This is a genomic window from Furfurilactobacillus entadae (genome assembly GCF_045862745.1).
Taxonomy (GTDB): domain Bacteria; phylum Bacillota; class Bacilli; order Lactobacillales; family Lactobacillaceae; genus Furfurilactobacillus; species Furfurilactobacillus entadae.
Map to the genome: position 1 here is coordinate 19,327 of NZ_BQXN01000018.1, position 19,049 is coordinate 38,375.

At 47.1% G+C, this 19,049-nt stretch carries 20 protein-coding genes and 1 CRISPR repeat array (1 of these 21 running past the window's edge); of the genes, 12 read left to right on the plus strand and 8 right to left on the minus strand.

All coding sequences use genetic code 11. The annotated features are described in order from the left end of the window. Positions 1–236: direct repeats of the CRISPR family, unit length 35 nt; unit sequence GTTTTAGATCTATGTCAGATCAATAGGATCAAGAA; it begins 327 nt to the left of the window's first position. Between the two features lie 206 nt (positions 237–442). The 3 genes from ACKTR5_RS08225 to ACKTR5_RS08235 all read right to left on the minus strand — a co-directional run bounded on the left by ACKTR5_RS08225 (position 443) and on the right by ACKTR5_RS08235 (position 5,036). Continuing rightward, positions 443–2,212 (minus strand): ABC transporter ATP-binding protein, encoded by a 1,770-nt coding sequence (locus ACKTR5_RS08225; RefSeq protein WP_407880685.1) that lies wholly within the window; start codon positions 2,210–2,212, stop codon positions 443–445. Positions 2,213–2,401: 189 nt separating this feature from the next. Next, positions 2,402–3,574 (minus strand): iron-containing alcohol dehydrogenase, encoded by a 1,173-nt coding sequence (locus tag ACKTR5_RS08230; RefSeq protein ID WP_407880687.1) that lies wholly within the window; start codon positions 3,572–3,574, stop codon positions 2,402–2,404. Positions 3,575–3,791: 217 nt separating this feature from the next. Continuing rightward, a complete protein-coding gene (locus ACKTR5_RS08235) occupies positions 3,792–5,036 on the minus strand; it encodes a peptidoglycan bridge formation glycyltransferase FemA/FemB family protein (RefSeq protein ID WP_407880688.1) in 1,245 nt (414 codons plus the stop codon). 391 nt (positions 5,037–5,427) lie between these two features. On the opposite strand from ACKTR5_RS08235, the gene ACKTR5_RS08240 reads away from it, so the two are divergent. Then, positions 5,428–5,898, plus strand: coding sequence for a MarR family winged helix-turn-helix transcriptional regulator (locus tag ACKTR5_RS08240; RefSeq protein WP_407880690.1), 471 nt, complete (start codon positions 5,428–5,430; stop codon positions 5,896–5,898). Between the two features lie 115 nt (positions 5,899–6,013). Next, the gene (locus ACKTR5_RS08245) at positions 6,014–6,583 is read left to right on the plus strand and encodes an LOG family protein (RefSeq protein WP_407880692.1); all 570 of its coding nucleotides are present in this window, start codon (positions 6,014–6,016) and stop codon (positions 6,581–6,583) included. Here ACKTR5_RS08245 and ACKTR5_RS08250 read toward each other — a convergent pair. Then, positions 6,580–6,789, minus strand: a complete 210-nt coding sequence (locus tag ACKTR5_RS08250) for a hypothetical protein (protein WP_407880694.1) — start codon at positions 6,787–6,789, stop codon at positions 6,580–6,582. The genes ACKTR5_RS08245 and ACKTR5_RS08250 overlap by 4 nt on opposite strands. Before the next feature lie 140 nt (positions 6,790–6,929). Then, positions 6,930–7,415 (minus strand): glutathione peroxidase, encoded by a 486-nt coding sequence (locus ACKTR5_RS08255; RefSeq protein WP_407880696.1) that lies wholly within the window; start codon positions 7,413–7,415, stop codon positions 6,930–6,932. A 220-nt stretch (positions 7,416–7,635) separates the two neighbouring features. Here ACKTR5_RS08255 and ACKTR5_RS08260 point away from each other — a divergent pair, with 220 nt between their 5' ends. Next, positions 7,636–8,529 (plus strand): agmatine deiminase family protein, encoded by an 894-nt coding sequence (locus ACKTR5_RS08260; protein WP_407880698.1) that lies wholly within the window; start codon positions 7,636–7,638, stop codon positions 8,527–8,529. 114 nt (positions 8,530–8,643) lie between these two features. Next, entirely contained in the window at positions 8,644–9,039 is a 396-nt protein-coding gene (locus ACKTR5_RS08265) for an iron-sulfur cluster biosynthesis family protein (protein WP_407880699.1), read from the plus strand. Positions 9,040–9,156: 117 nt separating this feature from the next. On the opposite strand, the gene ACKTR5_RS08270 is transcribed toward ACKTR5_RS08265, so the two are convergent. Continuing rightward, complete coding sequence (locus ACKTR5_RS08270; RefSeq protein WP_407880730.1) at positions 9,157–9,414, minus strand: GlsB/YeaQ/YmgE family stress response membrane protein; 258 nt, start codon at positions 9,412–9,414, stop codon at positions 9,157–9,159. Between the two features lie 161 nt (positions 9,415–9,575). On the opposite strand from ACKTR5_RS08270, the gene ACKTR5_RS08275 reads away from it, so the two are divergent. From ACKTR5_RS08275 to ACKTR5_RS08295, 5 genes are all read left to right on the plus strand, one after another. Beyond that, positions 9,576–9,800: a helix-turn-helix domain-containing protein gene (locus tag ACKTR5_RS08275; protein WP_407880701.1), complete on the plus strand. Its 225-nt coding sequence runs from the start codon at positions 9,576–9,578 to the stop codon at positions 9,798–9,800. Positions 9,801–9,850: 50 nt separating this feature from the next. Further along, the gene (locus ACKTR5_RS08280; RefSeq protein ID WP_407880703.1) at positions 9,851–11,962 is read left to right on the plus strand and encodes an ATP-dependent Clp protease ATP-binding subunit; all 2,112 of its coding nucleotides are present in this window, start codon (positions 9,851–9,853) and stop codon (positions 11,960–11,962) included. Positions 11,963–12,128: 166 nt separating this feature from the next. Then, complete coding sequence (locus tag ACKTR5_RS08285; RefSeq protein ID WP_407880705.1) at positions 12,129–12,773, plus strand: FMN-dependent NADH-azoreductase; 645 nt, start codon at positions 12,129–12,131, stop codon at positions 12,771–12,773. 85 nt (positions 12,774–12,858) lie between these two features. Beyond that, positions 12,859–13,245: a DUF805 domain-containing protein gene (locus ACKTR5_RS08290; protein WP_407880706.1), complete on the plus strand. Its 387-nt coding sequence runs from the start codon at positions 12,859–12,861 to the stop codon at positions 13,243–13,245. Between the two features lie 246 nt (positions 13,246–13,491). Then, on the plus strand, positions 13,492–15,120 hold the full coding sequence (locus tag ACKTR5_RS08295) for an ABC-F family ATP-binding cassette domain-containing protein (protein WP_407880708.1): 1,629 nt from the start codon (positions 13,492–13,494) through the stop codon (positions 15,118–15,120). Positions 15,121–15,162: 42 nt separating this feature from the next. On the opposite strand, the gene ACKTR5_RS08300 is transcribed toward ACKTR5_RS08295, so the two are convergent. Then, the gene (locus tag ACKTR5_RS08300; RefSeq protein ID WP_407880710.1) at positions 15,163–15,561 is read right to left on the minus strand and encodes a VOC family protein; all 399 of its coding nucleotides are present in this window, start codon (positions 15,559–15,561) and stop codon (positions 15,163–15,165) included. 258 nt (positions 15,562–15,819) lie between these two features. Between ACKTR5_RS08300 and ACKTR5_RS08305 the strand changes: the two genes are divergently transcribed. Further along, positions 15,820–16,290 carry a universal stress protein gene (locus ACKTR5_RS08305; protein WP_407880712.1) on the plus strand — a complete coding sequence of 157 codons (471 nt, stop codon included), beginning with the start codon at positions 15,820–15,822 and terminating at the stop codon, positions 16,288–16,290. Positions 16,291–16,366: 76 nt separating this feature from the next. Here ACKTR5_RS08305 and ACKTR5_RS08310 read toward each other — a convergent pair whose 3' ends face one another. After that, entirely contained in the window at positions 16,367–16,720 is a 354-nt protein-coding gene (locus ACKTR5_RS08310; RefSeq protein WP_407880713.1) for a DUF1398 family protein, read from the minus strand. 301 nt (positions 16,721–17,021) lie between these two features. Between ACKTR5_RS08310 and ACKTR5_RS08315 the strand changes: the two genes are divergently transcribed. Beyond that, the gene (locus ACKTR5_RS08315) at positions 17,022–17,594 is read left to right on the plus strand and encodes an NADPH-dependent FMN reductase (protein WP_407880715.1); all 573 of its coding nucleotides are present in this window, start codon (positions 17,022–17,024) and stop codon (positions 17,592–17,594) included. Between the two features lie 17 nt (positions 17,595–17,611). Further along, complete coding sequence (locus ACKTR5_RS08320) at positions 17,612–19,012, plus strand: flavocytochrome c (RefSeq protein WP_407880717.1); 1,401 nt, start codon at positions 17,612–17,614, stop codon at positions 19,010–19,012. Positions 19,013–19,049: the final 37 nt, after the last annotated feature.

Sequence of the window (19,049 nt, forward strand, 5' to 3'; positions counted from 1 at the left end):
TTCGTTTTAGATCTATGTCAGATCAATAGGATCAAGAACCTGACGAATCCCAACGGGACCACTTTAAAAAGTTTTAGATCTATGTCAGATCAATAGGATCAAGAATCGGTCTGGGTAATTATCACCATCATAGTTGTTTTAGATCTATGTCAGATCAATAGGATCAAGAACTGTACGCGACGCTATCCAAGATGGTGTTATGTTTTAGATCTATGTCAGATCAATAGAATCAAAATCGTTTCCTCGCCAAACATAGGCCTTCAGAAAGCTAATTGATGTTTTCTGAAGGCCTATGTTTTACGGACACAAGCGTGTTAAACAAAAGTGTCCCTAAATGACCAGTTCTCTCAAAAGTTTGCTTCAACTTTCGGGTGCTGGTTCATTTAGGGACACTTTTTATGCTGATTTTCATTGACGCCGATTGTTCAGACGGTTACTTCCCTTAATTAAACTGTGCGTTATACAGCTTCGCGTAGGCGCCGTTTTGAGCTAACAGTTGCTCATGGGTCCCGTGTTCGACGAGGCGGCCGTCGTCCATGACGATAATTTGATCCGCGTTGTGGATGGTGGAAAGGCGGTGCGCAATGACCAGTGAGGTCCGTGATTGCATCAGGTTTTCCAGGGCGTGCTGAATCGTCTTTTCAGATTCGTTATCAAGGCTGGCGGTGGCTTCGTCTAAAATGACGATTTGCGCGTCCTTCAACAACGCACGGGCGATGGAGAGCCGCTGCTTTTGACCACCAGACAGCTTGACACCCCGTTCTCCAATTTGGGTCTGCATGCCATCGGGTAGGCCGTGGATGAAGTCGGCAATGTCGGCCATGGTCGCTGCGTTCCAAAGTTCTTCTGTGGTGGCATCTTCGCGGCCGTAGCGAATGTTTTCCTCAATCGTGCCATCCAGCATGTATACGTCTTGCGAGACGATGGCGATGTTTTTGCGCAGGGACGCAATTTGCAGCTGTTTGATCGGTGCGCCATCAAACGTAATGTCACCGCTATCTAAGTCGTACAGCCGGTCGATGAGCTTTGTGAGGGTGGTTTTACCGGACCCAGAGTGACCGACCAGGGCCGTTGTTTTACCAAACGGAATCGTGAAGGTGATGTCATGAACCGCGGGCACCGTGGCCTTGACCTGGTCGTCATCCCCTTGGTACGTAAACGAAACTTGTTGAAGGTCGATCCCTTGGCGAATGGTGGGGAAGGCCTGTGCGTCCGGTGCAGAGACGATGGCTGGTTTCATTGCCATGATGTCCATCACGCGGCCATAGGAGACCAAAGATTGCTGCAACTGGTTAAGAATCTGGGTGAAGGCCCGAATGGGACTCTGGAGCATTGCGACATAGGTGAGGTAAGCAACTAATTGTCCCACCGTTAACTGGCGCTGAATGACGAAGTACGCCCCCAATGCGAGGATGATGGCAATGCCCAGGTAGTTCACGAAATCAATCAGCGGTGAAAACAGGGCCTGGTTTTGTGTCGCGTTAATCATGTCCTGTTTATTCTTGTTGGCAAACGTACTGAACCGATCTTGCTCGAGTTCCTCATTGGTGTAACTTTTGATCAAGTCGATCTGGGTCAGGGTATTTTGCATTTGGTTGGACATTTGCGCCTGTGAGGCACGGGCGGCACGAAAGGCGTTGTGAATTCGGTTCCGAAAGACCCGGTAGATGAGAAACATCAGTGGAAAGGTCAACGTGACGGCCACAGCCATTTGCCAGTTGATAATAAAGATGTAGATCCAGACAAAGATAAACGTCACGATGCTGCCAACCATGGAAAGCATGTTGGCCGAAATGAGGCTTTGCAGGTTACCAATGTCGCTTGTGAGCCGCACCATCAGATCCCCCGTTTTGCTGGATTCAAAGAAGTGGGTGTCCAACCGCAAAATGTAGCGATAGAGGTCGGTTCGCAGGTTTGTAATGGCACCTTGACTAAGCACCCCCATGTAATAGGTGGAAACGTAGTTGAGGATGCCAAGAACGACGGCTGTGCCTAGCAACCCGAGGACGACCTCCGTTAACAAACCGATGTCGTGATGAGGAATAACATGGTCGATGATGAATTGCTCATACTGTGGAATCACAAACTCAAGCAATGAAATGATGGCCAGGGCCACGACGTTTAGGCCGAGCAACCATTTCTTGTTTAAAACTTGTCCGAACACGAACCGGAACATTTGGCCGGTGGTGACGGATGATGATTGATTTTTCATGGTGAAAGCCCCCGATAAGATTCAGTGAATTTGTCATTAGGGTACCCGTAATTTTGCGTTGTTCCAACTATTTGTGCTTGTGGAAAACCGTATTTATACGGCGACGTCATGCCGATTTTTGGCCAAAATAAAACCCCTCGTCAGATAACGAAGGGTTTATTTGTGCATTAAGCACGGTTAAGGCGTTAATTATTCAGCGTCGTAAGCTGCTTGGAAGATCTTGATGATGTCTTCCTTAGTTCCCTTACGAGGGTTAGAGAAGGCGTTCCCATCCTTCAAGGCGTTTTCAGCCATCAGTTCAAAGTCTTCAGGCTTAGCACCGATTTCCTTGATGGAAGCAGGGATTCCAACATCTTGTGACAATTGCTTCATGGCCTTGATGGACAATTCAGCGGCGTCACGTGTTGACAGACCTTCAGTGTTTTCACCCATGATTTCAGCTAATTCAGCGAACCGTTGTGGGTCAGCAATCAGGTTGTATTGTTCAACGTAAGGCAGAAGCAGGGCACAGCAGACACCATGAGGCGCGTCATATTGACCACCCAATTGGTGAGCCATGGCGTGAACGTAACCTAAGTTGGCGTTGTTGAAGGCCATTCCGGCTAACATTTCAGCTTCAACCATCTTGGTCCGTGCTTCCAAGTTGTGACCATTAGCAACGGCTTCACGTAAGGAAGTTTCGATCAACTTGATGGCTTCGATACATTGTGAGTCGGTGATTGGGTTATGGTCAACAGAAACGTAAGGTTCAACGGCTTGGACAAAGGCGTCCATCCCAGTAGCGGCCGTTAAGCTCTTTGGAACATCTAACATCAAACTTGGGTCGTTGAATGAAACCAACGGAATGTTCCGCCATGAAACAACAACGAACTTCAAGTGTGTTTCTTCGTTAGTGATAACTGCGTGACGGGTCAATTCTGAACCAGTTCCGGCAGTTGTGTTAACGGCGATCAATGGTGGCAAAGCCTTGTCTAAGGTTTCGATTCCAGCCAGTGTGGTAATGTCGTCACCGTTTGTCAAAATGATTCCGGCACCTTTACCAGTATCATGGGCAGACCCACCACCAACAGTGATGATTGAGTCAGCGCCTTCATCTTCATATAACTTTTTAACTTCTTTAATGTTGCGGATCTTTGGGTTAGGTTCAACGCCATTGTAAATGACGTAGTCAACACCAGCTTCATCCAATGAAGCCAACGTTTGTTGAACGGCACCGCCTTCTAATCCTTCAAGGAACTTGTCGGTAACGATGACCGGCTTCTTCATGCCGAGCATCTTAGCGCGATCACCAATCTTACTGATGACACCAGGGCCAAAGAAATTAACACTTGGCATTAAGAAATCATAACTACGTTCAACCATAAATGAAAAACCTTCTTTCGGAATTTGTGAAAACATGTCGTAACTTTATTCACAAGTAAACTATAACTGTCATAGTTACAATTATCAATACCTAGTTGTTGTCTTAAGTGGTCTAGTTTTGGTAAGGAATTGCTTGCATATGATTATCTTGTCGTTTTCAGTGTGTTTTCCGAAAAACATTCCGGAATTTTCACAAGCGTGGCATTGAGCATGAAAATTATGAAACAAGTTGTTTCAATTCTTTGAAGACCGACAGCATCTGGTGTTTGGCAGGGCGGATGATCTTCGTAAATTCACCAAGGATCTCGGTGGGGTAGCCGTTGAAGCCACGTTTGAACTCGAAGACGCCGTCGTTTCCGTCAAACTGACCAGCGATGCCCAAAAAGTTGTACGTGGGGATGCCAGCCGCGGCAGCTTCGTGCATCATTGTGTCCTGAAGTAAGAACGGTCCGCGAAAGGCCTTAAACGTTTCGTTGGTATAGCTAAAAACGTAGTCCATTTCTTGTGGTTGGCTGATGAACATCGCACCAGCAATATTCAGAACAGGACCAAACGCTTCTAAGAAGGTATTGGCTTGCGTGATTTTCTGATGGTGATTTGCGTTTTGCCGTTCCAACTCGGCGATCTTTTTATCGTTGTAGGCTTTGTGTTTAGCAGCTAGTTCCGCGATTTGGTGCTGATTTTGATCGATTTTATCTTGGTAGCGTGTCATGTAGCGGGGTAAATTCAGCTCTGCCACCATAAACTTAACGTGATCCCCGTAAGTTTGAAATGCACTTTGGTAATAGCTTAACGGTTTGTCCTTGAAGTGAAGCCGTTCAGCCGTGGCTTCGGTATTGTTTTTAAACTCAGCGAGTTCATCAAAGGTCAACTGGCGCAGCTCAACACCAACCTCTTTGGCCTTATTGATGTTGTAGCGCGTGGCCTTTGAGTAGCTGGCGGTCAGCTCTGCCGCGGTCAAGCCGCTCAGCGTCTTTTTATAAACAAAGTGATTTGCATGGGTCGCCTTTTGGTAACCAGTTGCGGTGAAATCGGTGTAGCGATAGTGGAGAACCTCAAGCATATGAATGAGCTCGGCGTTTTGCTCAGTTACGATCTCACCGTCGTCATTTAAAACGTAGCGATCTAGGTTGGGCAACAAGGAAAATTCCAGCCCCTCGTGATCGTAAGCATACGTGGTGAGGCATTCAAGAAAGGTCTTAAGGCGGTCAAACGTCAGCGCGTCCTTCGGGAAAACGGGGCCGCCGTACACCTCAAAGCGGTAACCAAAGTGGATTTTACGCCCCACCAACAGGGCCGCCATAAACAAGCTTGTGTCGTCACGAAGACCTAGATAAACGGTGATGTTGCCTTGATCAGCCAGGAGCTGGCGCTGCCAACTCTTTTGGTAAAAGCAGCCGTTCGCACACGTTTGTTCAAAGGCCATGAATTCAGATTCGGATAGTTCAGTCGTGGTTAACATTGGCAAGTCCTCCATGTCATTTGTGGTTGGCATTACTATCGGGGGTTGACCTTTAAGGAGCCTTAAGATTGAAAATAAATCACCACAAAAAAGCTGAGAACGCCCGTTAAATCAAGGCTTAAAAATTCTTCTAAATAAAAGTTAGCGATTATTGTGCCATTTTTCGGCTAAAGGGAGTATTATCTATATGAATCGTCGCAATATGGGCGGGGGTATTACAAATGAGCCAAGATCGCTGGTTTCACTAAACGTTGCTAACAAGTAAATGGTTAGCAAACGATGAGCAAAGCTAACAAGGTGAGTAGCCAGAGAGGGATTATTTGTGATACGCTAATTGGTATCGTAAAATTCACTTCAGATAGATTTTCTTTAGTATGGAGGTATTAAGTTCATGGAACAAAACATCGAACCACGGTTGTTAGATGACCAGTTGTGTGTGGCGGTTTACAACGCCAGCAAGTTGTTCAACCACTTCTACATCGAAACGTTAAAGCCATATAACCTGACCTTTCCACAGTACATCGCCTTGTGTGCCCTATGGGAACAAGACAAGCTGACGGTTAACGAGATCGGCAAGCGGTTAAACTTAGATAGTGGGACGCTTACCCCATTATTACGCCGGTTGGAATTAGGCGGTTGGGTTAAACGGACACGGTCAAAGATTGACGAACGCCAGGTGGTTGTTCGGTTGACGGCAAAGTCAAAGTCGCAGCGTGACGAAATTTACCAAAAGGTCACAGACTGCCAAAGCTTATTACAATACGATGATGAGACGTACGTTAACTCACGCTCTGCCATGTTTGATCTAGCAGACCGGTTGAACGCCATTGATTCGAAAGAATTAAAGGCCGAAGCGCTTTAATCATAGAAAATAACGCAAAACGACATTTATGGATGGGATTCCGTCCGTAAATGTCGTTTTTTGTGGTGAATGCAGTATGATGAATGAAGACTTAACGCATAGGGAGTACGTGGTAATGGAAAAAGTAGCAGTATACTGTGGCGCGGCCCCGGGAAATCACCAGGTGTACAAAACGGCCGCCGAAGAAACGGGTCACTGGCTAGTCGATCATGACTTAACGTTGGTTTATGGTGGTGGCCGCATGGGGCTGATGGGTCTGCTGGCTGAAACAGTGTTAGCGGATCACGGCCAGGTTCATGGCATTATCACTCAGGAGCTGGCTGATCGTGGCACTGGCGCGGCAGATCTCACAGAACTAACGGTAGTTCCTGATATGGCTGCCCGTAAAGTGGCGATGCTCACCCAAGCGGATGGGTGTCTGGCGCTCCCCGGTGGCCCGGGAACGTTAGAAGAAATTAGTGAGGCCTTTTCATGGGCCCTAATTGGTGACAATGAGACCCCGTGCGTGTTTTACAATGTCGCTCATTTTTACGATCCGTTAGAAACAATGTACGATCAAATGGTGGCTACTGGCTTCTTGACGGCGAGTGGTCGCGATAAATTACTATTTGCGACATCACTAGAAGAAGCGTGGACGTTCATGAAAACATATACGCCGCCAGCAATTCGAACCTATTCGCATTAACACCGGCGATAACCAGTCGTCACGATGCGGACATAAGCACCGTTGGTAAGCGCAATCCACTGATTGAAGGCTTGGGCAACAGCGCGACAAAAGGGCGCATCATGCCGGTGTGCTTGGTATACCGGTAGGGCGGTCAAGTTAAAGTGACCCCCGTGTGGAATTTGCATGAGTTGGGCGAGCCAACGTTCAGTTGTAATTGAATTCAAAATGAAGACCTCCGCAGTCAAGACTGTCTTCATTATACGAACAAACGTTCGATAAAAGCAATGACTTTTTACATTAAAAAGCGCACTAATCACACGCCACCGGTCACCGGAGATGTTGTGATAAATGCGCTTTTGGTAACTCATAAACGGGTTGCAACGTGGCCTAAAGCAGTGACGATGTCTGCTTCAATGGCGGCCGGGGTTGTGGTCGGTGCGTACCGTTTGTTCACGGTGCCATCACGACCGATAAGAAATTTAGTGTAGTTCCACTTAATGCGACCGTGACCAGCTGTGGCCTTTAGGTACGTAAAGAGGGGATCTTCGTTTGGCCCATTGACCCAGATTCGTTTGGTCATGGGGAAGGTCACCCCGTAGTGGACCTGGCAATAGTCACTGGTAGCCTCATCGGTGGCCAGTTCCTGTTTGAACTGATCAGACGGGAGGCCGAGGATGGTAAACCCCTGGTCATGATAGTCCTGAAAGAGGCTCTCTAAGCCAACGAGCTGTGGTGCGAGGCCACATTTACTTGCGGTGTTGACGATAAGAACGACGTGCCCTTGGTATTGCGTAAGTGGTAATGGTTGCCCATTCATTTCGGTTTCGGTAAAGTCATAAATTTTTGTCACAGCACTCAGCTCCTTTGCATGATTGGTAGAAAAAGGATTGTCATCAGTATGGGCTCTTTACTCACAGGATGCGAGTAATGTGGTTGGCTAAGCGCAGTCAGGGTGACGCTAAGAATGGAAAGTGGGGATGTTAATGTTAAAGTGCTTATCTAAAATGATGATGGGCGCACTGCTCGTCATGGGGGTTAGTGCGCCAGTGTTTGCGAACGGAGGGAAAACCATGATTTATACAGCAATGCCGCGGGCGGATGATCGCTATTATCGGCCGGTCAATGATGACCTGATTCGCTATAATCAAACGTTTGCGGCGCACTTCGGCGAAAACGACCAGCTACTAAGCATCACCAAACGGACGATGCCGTTTCCGACAACACCTTCAACCTATGATGACATCTGGGTTCGTGATGTAGCGCCGATTATTACGACGAAAATGGTCAAGTTTAAGTATGCGCCTGCGTACCTGAAGAAGAGTGACAGCCGGGCGCTAAACACGCAGTTTACCAAGTGGCTCACGTCAAACCACTTTAACTACCAAACATCGTCGCTGGTTCTTGATGGTGGCAACGTGCAGTGGAATCATGGCGACGCAGTGGTGGTGACAAACCGGGTCTTTGCGGATAACCGGAAGTGGTCGCACAAGGCAGTGATCAATGAGTTGAAGACAAAGCTGAACGTCAAAAAGGTTGTGGTCATTCCTGCTGAACCGGGGGATACGCTGGCCCATTCAGACGGCATGATAAAGTTTCTTAGCCCGAAGCTGGCGTTTATTAGCGACTTTGAGGGCGACACGCAGTTTCGAAAAAAGGTCGCGGGCATCATTCACCGTGAATTACCAGACGTGAAGTTGGTGACGATAAAGTCGGCTTACACCGAAAAGGGTCAGTTTGATCCAAACATTGCCTCCGCGCGGGGGTTGTACATCAATATGCTTGAAACGGATAAGACCATTTATGTCCCGCAGTTTGATTTAAAAGCGGATCACAGCGCCATTAAGTTTATTCAATCCTACACGGATAAAACGGTCGTCGGGATTCCAATCAACAAGGTATCAACGCTGGGCGGGGCCTTGCACTGTACAACGTGGGAAGTCCCCGCTGCGTTTCAGCCCAAATAAGTGAAATGTTTCATGTGAAACAACCTGGTGAGCAAGTTGCTTGCAGTCTGCCCCGAAAATGATTACTGTATGTGATGAATTAATTGCTTACAATTTGTTAGGGAGGCCATTAAAATGAAATTAACGGTAAAAGATGATGCAAAGCGTTACTTAGCTGACAAGGTTGCGGCAAATGCAACTTTACTGTTGGCAACAGATGATGGCTCCAATAAGTATTCTACTGTGGGCGGGACCTGTGCCATTGGTGATAAATTTCAGTTAGTTGAAATTGCGCAAGCTGATCCAGAATATGCGGTTAGTTTGGGGAGTGATGACGGGCTGTCATTTTTCACAAGTGATAACGAAACCCCGTTTTTAAGTAATGGGCTGACGCTCGCTCTGGTGCACAACACACTGGCTTTGAAGGATGACAGTGGGCTGCTAGATGGGGCAGTGACCATTAATCACTTTGCAGGTCAGCCAACGTTAACAAAAGAAGAACTCACGGCATTAGGCAACCAGATTTGCTAAGTGCGTGTTGATCAATAAACGAAATGGTGACACAACTAAATAAAAGCGCCGGTGGAAAGTCTTTGAAATGACCTTCCACCGGCGCTTTTTGCAGTTATTTAGGTGAGTAACATGTCATCAGTCGTGACGCTTTTGCATCCCGAAGATTGCTGAGATGATGAGGACCAGGATCACGGCCCCTAAGATGGCAGGAACCACCGCCATTCCGGCAAGACTTGGCCCCCAACTTCCGAGTAACCATTGCCCCAGTGAGGCTCCAACTAGCCCAGCAATAATGTTGCCAATAATCCCGGCAGGTAAATCACGGTTAGTAATGGCCCCGGCGATTGCGCCAATGACACCACCAACAATTAATGTCCATAACCAGCCCATAATTAAGTCCTCCTTTGAGTAAATGATTGATTGGTCATCTTTACGGTACCAAGATTCTGCCAGTCACTCAATTAATCTGCTTTAAAAAAAGTTTAGTTCACACTTGTGCTACATCCACAGACGTGTTATAGTATTCATTGTTGAAGGGAGGTAACGAGAGTGCGATGGAAATTATCGATGTGAAGACCTATCTAACAGAGCATGACCTCACGATTTATGAGGTTGCCAAGCGAAGTGGTTACGGCTACACAACCCTTCATAAATCGTTCAACAAACGGCAAACGGATGCAACACCACTGAACATGCGTGACTTGGATGCGCTAGCGCGTGCACAACACGTCCAAATGTGGGAGATTCTCCGGGAGCTTGAATCACGTTACATGAAATAACCTTTAAAGAACTTTGAACTGGAACAATAGTACAGAGGAGGTACTTGAATATGGCACAACAAAATTACTCAAACGACCCGTTTGGCACAAACATGGATGACATTTTTAACCAATTAATGGGCCGCGTGAACGGCGTTAATTCAGAAGCGCGTTACTTGGTTAACGGTCGCGAGATGACGCCGGAAGAATTTGCCGAATATCGGCAAACGGGGCGGTTATCACAACCAACGGCCCAATCGTCACAAAAACAACCAGGCACTGCTGGGAAGCAGGGCGTGTTGACAAAGCTGGGTCGTAATTTAACGCAGGAAGCGCGTGATGGTGAACTGGATCCGGTGATTGGCCGGAACAAAGAAATTCAGGAAACTGCTGAAATTTTAAGTCGGCGGACGAAAAATAACCCGATTTTAGTCGGGGACGCCGGAGTCGGAAAGACCGCCGTTGTGGAAGGGTTAGCCCAAGCGATTGTTAGTGGCGATGTCCCAGCGGCCATTAAGGACAAGGAATTATGGTCCATCGACCTGTCATCACTCGAAGCAGGGACTCAATACCGCGGAAGCTTTGAAGAAAACATTCAAAACTTGATCAAGGAAGTTAAACAGGCGGGCAACGTCATCTTGTTCTTTGATGAAATCCATCAAATTTTGGGCACCGGGTCCACTGGTGGCGAAGATGGTGGTAAGGGACTGGCTGACATTATTAAGCCAGCGTTGAGTCGTGGTGAACTGACTGTGATCGGTGCCACAACGCAGGACGAATACCGGAATACGATCATGAAAAACGCAGCGTTGGCACGGCGGTTTAACGACGTTACGGTTAACGCACCAAGTGCAGAAGCAACGTTTGCCATCCTTCAGGGGATTCGGGCGTTGTACCAAGATCACCACAGTGTGGACTTGCCAGATGATGTGTTGAAGGCTGCGGTGGATTATTCCATCCAGTACATTCCACAACGTTCCTTGCCAGATAAGGCCATTGACCTGTTGGACATGACGGCTGCTCACTTGGCTGCGCAACATCCGGTGACGGATAAAGTCAGTTTGGAAGCCCAGCTTAAGCAAGCTGAGCAAGATAAACAGGCTGCCGCTGATAAGGAAGACTTTGAAGCAGCTAGCACAGCGAAGACGATGGTCGACAAGCTGAAGGCCCAGTTAGCTAGTGATGACGGTGATGAAAAACGGCCAGTGGCAACGGTGAACGATGTGGCAGAAGCCGTTGAGCGGCTGACTGGCATTCCCGTATCACAAATGGGTGCTAGCGACATCGAACGGTTAAAGACCATCAACGAACGGCTGAAGGGTAAGGTCATCGGTCAAGATGAAGCGGTGAACCTTGTAGCCCGTGCCATTCGCCGGAACCGGGCTGGTTTTGACGAAGGGAACCGGCCAATTGGAAGCTTCCTGTTTGTTGGTCCAACCGGGGTCGGAAAGACTGAATTAGCCAAGCAACTTGCCCTTGATCTGTTTGGAAACAAGGACGCGATCATCCGGTTGGACATGAGTGAATACACGGATACGACCGCAGTTTCCAAGTTGATCGGGACGACCGCCGGGTACGTTGGTTATGAAGACAACGCCAACACATTGACGGAAAAGGTTCGTCGGAACCCATACTCCATTGTGTTGCTGGATGAAATTGAAAAGGCCAACCCACAGGTCCTGACCCTGTTACTTCAGGTGATGGATGATGGTCGGTTAACGGACGGACAAGGCAACGTTGTGGACTTCAAAAACACAATCGTGATTGCGACGTCTAATGCCGGGTTTGGTAACGAACAATTAACGGCGGACACAAAGCACGATGAAAAATTGATGGACAAGCTGACACCATACTTCCGGCCTGAATTTTTGAACCGGTTTAACGGCATCGTGGAATTTAGCCACTTGACCAAAGATGATCTGCAACAAATCGTGGATCTTATGATCGTGGATGTGAACAAGACGTTAGCGAAAAAAGACATTACGTTAACGGTCACAGATGACGCCAAGGCCTGGTTGATTGACCAGGGGTATGATGAAGCCATGGGTGCACGGCCATTACGGCGTGTGATCGAACAAGAGATTCGTGATCGCGTAACGGACTTCTACCTGGATCACCTTGACGCAAAGAAGCTGGAAGCTGATTTGGTGGATGACCAAATCGAAATTAAACGCTTAGACTAAGGTTCTGTTTAATAAGCGCATGATAAAGAGCCCCGTTTTTCCCTTGAATTTTGGGAGAAACGGGGCTCTTTTGTTAATCCAACCAATGAGTTTATATTTTTGTTGACACGTTAACTAAAAAAGACTAATGTTTACGCATCAACAAAAACGAAAAGGAAGTTTTATTATGAAAAAAATGTTAGTTATTGAAGCACACCCACAAACACAAACCGATTCAAAATCATTGACGGTTGGCCAAGCGTTTATCGAAGCGTATCAAACGGCACACCCAGATGACCTTGTCACCATTCACGACCTCTATACCGAAGGGGTGCCACCCATTAATAACCAAACGTTTGATGCGTGGAAACAGCTGAAGTATGGCAAACCGCTATCAGCGTTACCAATTGAACTTCAAACGATGATGAAACGGCACCAGGAAGAAATTGATGAATTTGTGGATTACGACCGTTATGTCTTTATTAATCCGATGTATAATCACTTTCTGCCGGCTGAAATGAAGCAGTACATTGACGTGATCTCCGTGGCACATAAGACGTTTGCTTACACGCCGGCGGGGCCTAAGGGGCTTCTTCACGATAAGAAAATGGTGCACATTCAGTCGGCTGGTGGCGTGTACCATGGAACCGGGGCGCAGGACCACGCAACGTTTGATTTCGGCGACGCCTACTTAATGCACACGATGAAATTTTTTGGTGTTGACGATGTTCGTGGTCTCTATGTAGAGGGCGCAGATGCTGACCCAGACCATGCGGATCAAATCATCGCAAACGCCGTTAAACAGGCCCAAACGATGGCGACAACGTTCTAAAGATTAATGATAAGGCAAATTAGCTGTATTGTTATTTACTAGTCGATATAATGAATGTAATCAATCATTAAAGGGGTGGATAAACATGCAAAGTTATCAAGAGTTTTGGCGCAAAATGTTTGTTTGGGACGCAACGGCAACACGGTCTCAGTACTGGATTCCGTGGTTTATTAACATTGTCGTGGTGGCCGTAGTGGGCTGGTTAACAGATGTAAATCCGAATACGTTTAGCCCCGATTATTTGATTCATCATTTTAGTGGCCCCACGTTGTTGTTTGGGATTTTTGCAGTGTTGATCTGGTTAGCAGAATTTACGATTCGGGCCCGGCGGCTTCATGATACCGGGCGCAGCAACTGGTGGATTTTGTTGTACGCGTTGCCAATCATTGGTTGGATCTGGTTCTTCATTTTGATGTTGTTACCAAGCCGGCAAAACGACCGGTGGGACGTTAACCAAACGGACGTCCAGTAAGTAGGTTCCCTTAGACGAAACACGAAAAATGTGATAACCTAGAACAACTAATTGATTGTAATTAAAGAAGCGTGCATTTGCTTGAGGCACACGCGGATTATGTGAAAGAACACTTATGGGGGCTACTTCCATAAGTGCTCTTTCGTGTAAACGAAGAAACGCTTACCTGATGGTCAGTCAACCGCATGAAGTGGTGCGGTCAAAAAGTTGTTTGTTGTCATTTAAAAAGATTATGTGAGGGACTTAATGTTAACTGTTAACAACGTCAGCATGCAGTTTGGAACACGGAAACTGTACGAAGACATTAATTTAAAATTTACACCAGGGAACTGTTACGGTGTTATCGGAGCTAACGGTGCCGGTAAATCAACGTTTTTGAAGATTATCGACGGTGAATTGAAGCCAACAACGGGAACCGTTTCACTCGGGCCAAACGAGCGGATGTCCAGTCTGAACCAAAACCATTTTGCCTTTGAAGACGAAGAAGTGATGGATACGGTGATCCGGGGGCATGAAAAGCTGTACCAAATCATGAAGGAAAAGGATGCGTTGTACGCAAAACCTGATTTTTCTGATGAGGATGGCATGAAGGCCGCTGAATTAGAGGGTGAATTTGCCGAACTGGATGGCTGGAATGCTGAAGTTGAAGCAAGTCAGATGTTGCAGGCGCTCGGAATTGATGAAAGCATGCACCATGTAAAGATGAGCGAATTGACCGAACCCCAAAAGGTGAAGGTTTTATTGGGACAAGCCTTGTTTGGTAATCCTGACATTCTGCTTCTGGACGAACCGACCAACGGGCTGGACGTTCAGTCAATCAGCTGGTTGGAAAACTTCTTAGCCGACTACCAAAACACCGTGATCGTTGTGTCACATGACCGGCACTTTTTGAACCAGGTCTGCACGCACATGTGTGACGTGGACTTTGGAAAGATCACACTGTTTGTTGGGAACTACGATTTCTGGATGGGAAGTAGCGAATTGGCTGCCAAGTTAACGTCGAGCGCCAACCAGAAAAAGGAAGAACAAATTAAGGAACTGCAAGACTTTATCGCCCGGTTTAGTGCCAACGCGTCTAAGTCAAAGCAGGCCACTTCACGGAAAAAGCAGTTGGATAAAATTACGTTAGATGACATCAAACCATCGTCACGTAAGTACCCATTCATCCAATTTACGCCAGACCGTGAAATTGGGAATGACTTACTCCGGGTGGATGGTGTTTCAAAGGCAATTGATGGGGTCCAAATTTTGGATAACATTACGTTTACCCTGCGGCCAAATGAAAAGACGGCGTTGATCAGCCGGAATGATTTAGCAACCACTACGCTGATGCAAATTATTGCTGGCGAAATGGAACCTGATACAGGAACAGTCACTTGGGGGCAAACGACGTCAACAACGTATCTGCCACGTGACTTTAACAGTCAGTTTGAGGATTCGAGTTTAACGATCCTGGACTGGTTACGTCAGTTTGCGCCAAAGGGTGAGGATGACAACACGTTCCTCCGTGGTTTCTTAGGGAAAATGCTCTTCTCTGGTGAAGACGTTATGCGTGAGGTAAACGTCTTGTCAGGGGGCGAAAAGGTTCGGTCCATGTTATCTAAGATGATGTTGAGTAAAGCCAACGTTCTGTTGATGGATGACCCAACGAACCACTTGGACTTGGAATCAATCACAGCGTTGAACAACAGTCTGATTGATTTTAAGGGTGCCATTGTCTTTACCTCACATGACCACGAATTCATCCAGACGATTGCAAACCACATTGTCGAGGTGAGCGATAAGGGTGTTGTGGAACGCGCAGACACAACGTACGATGACTTCTTGGATCATAAACTCGTTCAGGAACAAGTGAGCGCACTATACACTAAGTAAGCAAAATCCCACTCAGAAATTTTTCTGAGTGGGATTTTAAATTTATGCATCAATATTCCAGCGAACGCCGAAACGATCGGTTAAGACGCCAAAGTAGCCGCCCCAGTCGCGCTGTTCTAACGGGAGCACCATGGTGCCTTGATCTGCTAGGAGTTGAAACAACATGACGGCTTTACCAACTGACTCTAGGTGAAGGCCCATTGAAGTGGTGTTGCCAGGTGTGACGTCCGGCGCGCCAGGAATGACATCGAGGGCTGTGATGGTAAATGAATCAGGAATGGCAAGTGTTCCATGAACGATTAGATCCTTAACGTCGTCACTGGCGTCAGGAAACAGCTCGCCAGCATGGTTAAGGCTGAGTTCGCCGCCAAAGATGGAGCGATAGAAGGTTAAGGCCTGTGCTGCTTGGCCGTGAAAGGTTAGGTACGGCATGAAATCCATATAGTGTTATCCTCGTTTGATTGGTGTTCCCAAGATTATGATAGTGGACCTATTTTATCATGCTTAAGCCAAAAAATTGATGTGTTTCACGTGAAACGATGGTTAAATATCAGGGAACAAGCAATCATGGTCGAAAAGAAGGCTGACTATCGGCTAAATAAGGTGATGCGCCCGAACCAGCAGAGCAAAATAATTGCTGTTTCATGGTTTGTTCACGTATAGTTAAGGAAGATTAGACGAGTCGAGGAGGGATTTAAAATGAGTTTTTCACCGAAACAAATTTTAGTGCCACTAGATGGTTCAGAAAATGCGGAACAGGCCTTAACGGCGGCGATTGATATCGCTAAAGAAACCGGCGCCCATTTACACTTAATTCGGGTTTATCTGCCTGCATACATGGCGGCCAACATTGGTGTCGGGTTAGCTGTTCGTGAGTTTGATAACGATCTGCTAGTCGATTTCAAGGCATACCTCAAAAAGATCATGACGCGGTTAGACAAGGCGGGGGTTACAAACGTCGAGGCGCACGTCGTTGAGGGCAACGTGAAGAAGACAATTGCCCTTGATTACCCAGCAGAACACCAAATTGATTTAATCGTCATTGGTGCTACCGGGATGGATGCGTTTAGCCAAACCGTGTTGGGATCCGTCACAGACTTTGTGGTGAACAAAGCCAAGGTCAATGTGATGGTCGTCAAACGAAGTGAAGCAGACGCTTCTGAAGGCTAAAAGAAAAATAATGAGTAAAACGGCCATCATGGCTGACGTGAAAGACATGTCAGTCATGATGGCCGTTTTGTAGTTATTATAATCTGGGAATTGGTTCAACATGAAGGGCATTGTGGTCCCCATCGTAATAAGTGACCTCTTTAGCAACGAGATCGCTGGTCCAAACGGGCACGCCGGCTTCACCAGCAAGTTCTGCAAAGCGCTCAAAGTCACCAGCCTGAGCACCACGAACCGCAGCGATGATGGCTTCTTGATTGCCCACCTTGGCAACAGGCTTTGGCACACCGTTCATTGCAAGGTCAACGTGGCTATCCGCGTCATAATAGCGGTAAAGGCCCTCAGCAACGAGGTAATCATAACGGGTTACGCCCAGCACTGAAAAGGCCTGCATCAGTTTAGCAAAGCCACCTGCGTCTTGTTCAGCGTTCACAGCGGCCTCAATGTCTTTGGTAGTTTAGTGTCATGGGGAAAACTCCTCTGGGATAATTTTAGAGCTATTGTAGCGCTTTACGGGGATGGACGCTAACGATAACAAAGAAAGAAAATGGGCGTCATATAAATAAAATTAATTAATTCACAAACGTTTGACTATACTCACTGTGAACGGTTATTCTACAAGGGAGAATTGTTAAGGGGACCATTTGATTACTAAGTGAAAAAAAGCGCAAGTCAATGAATAGTGACGGGTGCTAAGCAATCAACGGTGCTAACTGAAACAAGGGAGAGCAACTATGCCACGGTTTATTGCCATTGTGGGCACGAATGCGAGTAAGTCGTATAATCGTGTTCTACTGAATTACATGAAGTCACATTTTGCTGATCAAGCAGAAATTGAAGTTCAAGAGATCAAGGATGTCCCACTGTTTAACGAGGACGCAATGACTGATATCCCAACGGTTATTGAAAATATTGATCAGAAGATCCTAGCTGCGGATGGTGTCATTTTCGGGGTTCCTGAGTATGATCATTCCGTTCCCGCATGTTTAAAGAGCCTGATTGAATGGTTATCATCAGCACGCCATTCGTTTAATCACAAGCCCGTGATGATTGTCGGGGGTTCGTACGGCATTCAGGGAACGGTTCGTGCTCAAATGAACTTGCGTCAGATTCTGGATTCGCCTGGTGTCAACGCCGAGGTGTTACCCGGAAATGAATTTCAACTCGCTAACGTTACCCAAAAGTTGGACGATAACGGCCAGCTGGTGGATGAACGAAGCGCTCAATTTTTGGATACCTGTTTTGACAACTTTGTGGATTTTGTTCGTGCTCACGAAATTGTCAGTGAAGAAAAACTTGTTAAGTAAGAAAGGAAATTATTATTATGCCTGAAAAATTTCGGTTTGTTCCAAGCGATATTGCAACCTTGCAAGACCAATACGACGTTGTTGTCATTGGTTCCGGGAGCACTGGTTTAGTGGCTGCGATGCAAGCACATGAACTGGGGTTGAAGCCTGTCATTCTTGAAAAGATGGACAAAATCGGTGGGAACACGACCCGTGCCTCATCCGGGATGAACGCTGCTGAAACAAACGTTCAGTTGCACCATGGTGTTGTGGACAGTTTTGAAGACTTCTACGCTGAAACCTTAAAGGGTGGTGGCGAGCTGAATGATAAGGACTTGCTCCAATACTTCAGTACACACTCAGCCCTTGCCATTGACTGGTTGGCTGACCACGGCATCAAACTGGATGACATGACGATTACCGGTGGGATGAGCAAGATGCGGACGCACCGGCCATCAAGCATGGCCCCAATCGGTGGCTTCCTGGTTACAGAATTATTAAAGCAAGTGCAAGCTGAACAATTACCACTGTTCACTCAAGTGACTGTAAACCGGATCGATAAGAATGCTGACGGCGTCATAACTGGCGTTGAAGCAACGTTGCCAAACGGTGACCACAAGACCATTAACGGCCAAGCAGTTATCCTGGCTACCGGTGGATTTGGGTCAAACCCTGAAATGATCGAATCTTACCGTCCTGACTTAAAGGGTTACAAGACGACGAACCAACCTGGGGCCACTGGTGATGGGTTGAAGTTGGCAACGGACGCAGGTGCTGCCCTGGTTCAAATGGATCAGATCCAGGTTCACCCAACAGTTCAACAAGACAACCCCCACACGTTCTTGATCGGTGAAGCTGTGCGTGGTGAAGGTGCAATTCTGGTTAACGCAGCGGGAAGCCGGTTTGTTAACGAATTAAACACGCGGAAGGTCGTTTCAGATTCAATCACCGCCTTACCAGAACACAGTGCTTACTTGATTCTTGATCAGGGCATTCGTTCACGGGTCAAGGCCATTGAATTCTACGACAGCATTGGCCTTGTTGTTACGGGTGAAAGCTTGGCTGACCTAGCCGGCAAGTTGAACATGGACGCTGACACATTGGGTGCGACTGTTGCTAAGTGGAACACAGCCGTTGCTAACCATGATGACGCCGAATTCTCACGGACAACGGGGATGGATCGTGACATTAGCGAAGGACCATTCTTCGCCATTCACATCGCCCCAGCCGTTCACTACACGATGGGGGGCGTTAAGGCCAACCACAAGGCCCAAGTCCTCACAGAAGACGGTTCAGTCATCACTGGCCTGTTTGCCGGTGGTGAAGTCGTCGGCGGACTGCACGGAAACAACCGGATCGGCGGAAACTCCATTGCCGAAACCGTTGTCTTCGGACGTCAGGCTGGTCAACAAGTTTTTGATTACATCAAAAGTAAATAAGCACGAATAGAACGTTTAAAACGCCGTTTGGTCAGTA

What these genes read in the sequence shown, in the direction of transcription:
- ACKTR5_RS08225 (WP_407880685.1), bottom strand. Translation starts at nt 2,212, where the DNA reads ATGAAAAATCAATCATCATCCGTCACCACCGGCCAAATGTTCCGGTTC.
- ACKTR5_RS08230 (WP_407880687.1), bottom strand. Translation starts at nt 3,574, where the DNA reads ATGGTTGAACGTAGTTATGATTTCTTAATGCCAAGTGTTAATTTCTTT.
- ACKTR5_RS08235 (WP_407880688.1), bottom strand. Translation starts at nt 5,036, where the DNA reads ATGTTAACCACGACTGAACTATCCGAATCTGAATTCATGGCCTTTGAA.
- ACKTR5_RS08240 (WP_407880690.1), top strand. Translation starts at nt 5,428, where the DNA reads ATGGAACAAAACATCGAACCACGGTTGTTAGATGACCAGTTGTGTGTG.
- ACKTR5_RS08245 (WP_407880692.1), top strand. Translation starts at nt 6,014, where the DNA reads ATGGAAAAAGTAGCAGTATACTGTGGCGCGGCCCCGGGAAATCACCAG.
- ACKTR5_RS08260 (WP_407880698.1), top strand. Translation starts at nt 7,636, where the DNA reads ATGATTTATACAGCAATGCCGCGGGCGGATGATCGCTATTATCGGCCG.
- ACKTR5_RS08265 (WP_407880699.1), top strand. Translation starts at nt 8,644, where the DNA reads ATGAAATTAACGGTAAAAGATGATGCAAAGCGTTACTTAGCTGACAAG.
- ACKTR5_RS08275 (WP_407880701.1), top strand. Translation starts at nt 9,576, where the DNA reads ATGGAAATTATCGATGTGAAGACCTATCTAACAGAGCATGACCTCACG.
- ACKTR5_RS08280 (WP_407880703.1), top strand. Translation starts at nt 9,851, where the DNA reads ATGGCACAACAAAATTACTCAAACGACCCGTTTGGCACAAACATGGAT.
- ACKTR5_RS08285 (WP_407880705.1), top strand. Translation starts at nt 12,129, where the DNA reads ATGAAAAAAATGTTAGTTATTGAAGCACACCCACAAACACAAACCGAT.
- ACKTR5_RS08290 (WP_407880706.1), top strand. Translation starts at nt 12,859, where the DNA reads ATGCAAAGTTATCAAGAGTTTTGGCGCAAAATGTTTGTTTGGGACGCA.
- ACKTR5_RS08295 (WP_407880708.1), top strand. Translation starts at nt 13,492, where the DNA reads ATGTTAACTGTTAACAACGTCAGCATGCAGTTTGGAACACGGAAACTG.
- ACKTR5_RS08300 (WP_407880710.1), bottom strand. Translation starts at nt 15,561, where the DNA reads ATGGATTTCATGCCGTACCTAACCTTTCACGGCCAAGCAGCACAGGCC.
- ACKTR5_RS08305 (WP_407880712.1), top strand. Translation starts at nt 15,820, where the DNA reads ATGAGTTTTTCACCGAAACAAATTTTAGTGCCACTAGATGGTTCAGAA.
- ACKTR5_RS08315 (WP_407880715.1), top strand. Translation starts at nt 17,022, where the DNA reads ATGCCACGGTTTATTGCCATTGTGGGCACGAATGCGAGTAAGTCGTAT.
- ACKTR5_RS08320 (WP_407880717.1), top strand. Translation starts at nt 17,612, where the DNA reads ATGCCTGAAAAATTTCGGTTTGTTCCAAGCGATATTGCAACCTTGCAA.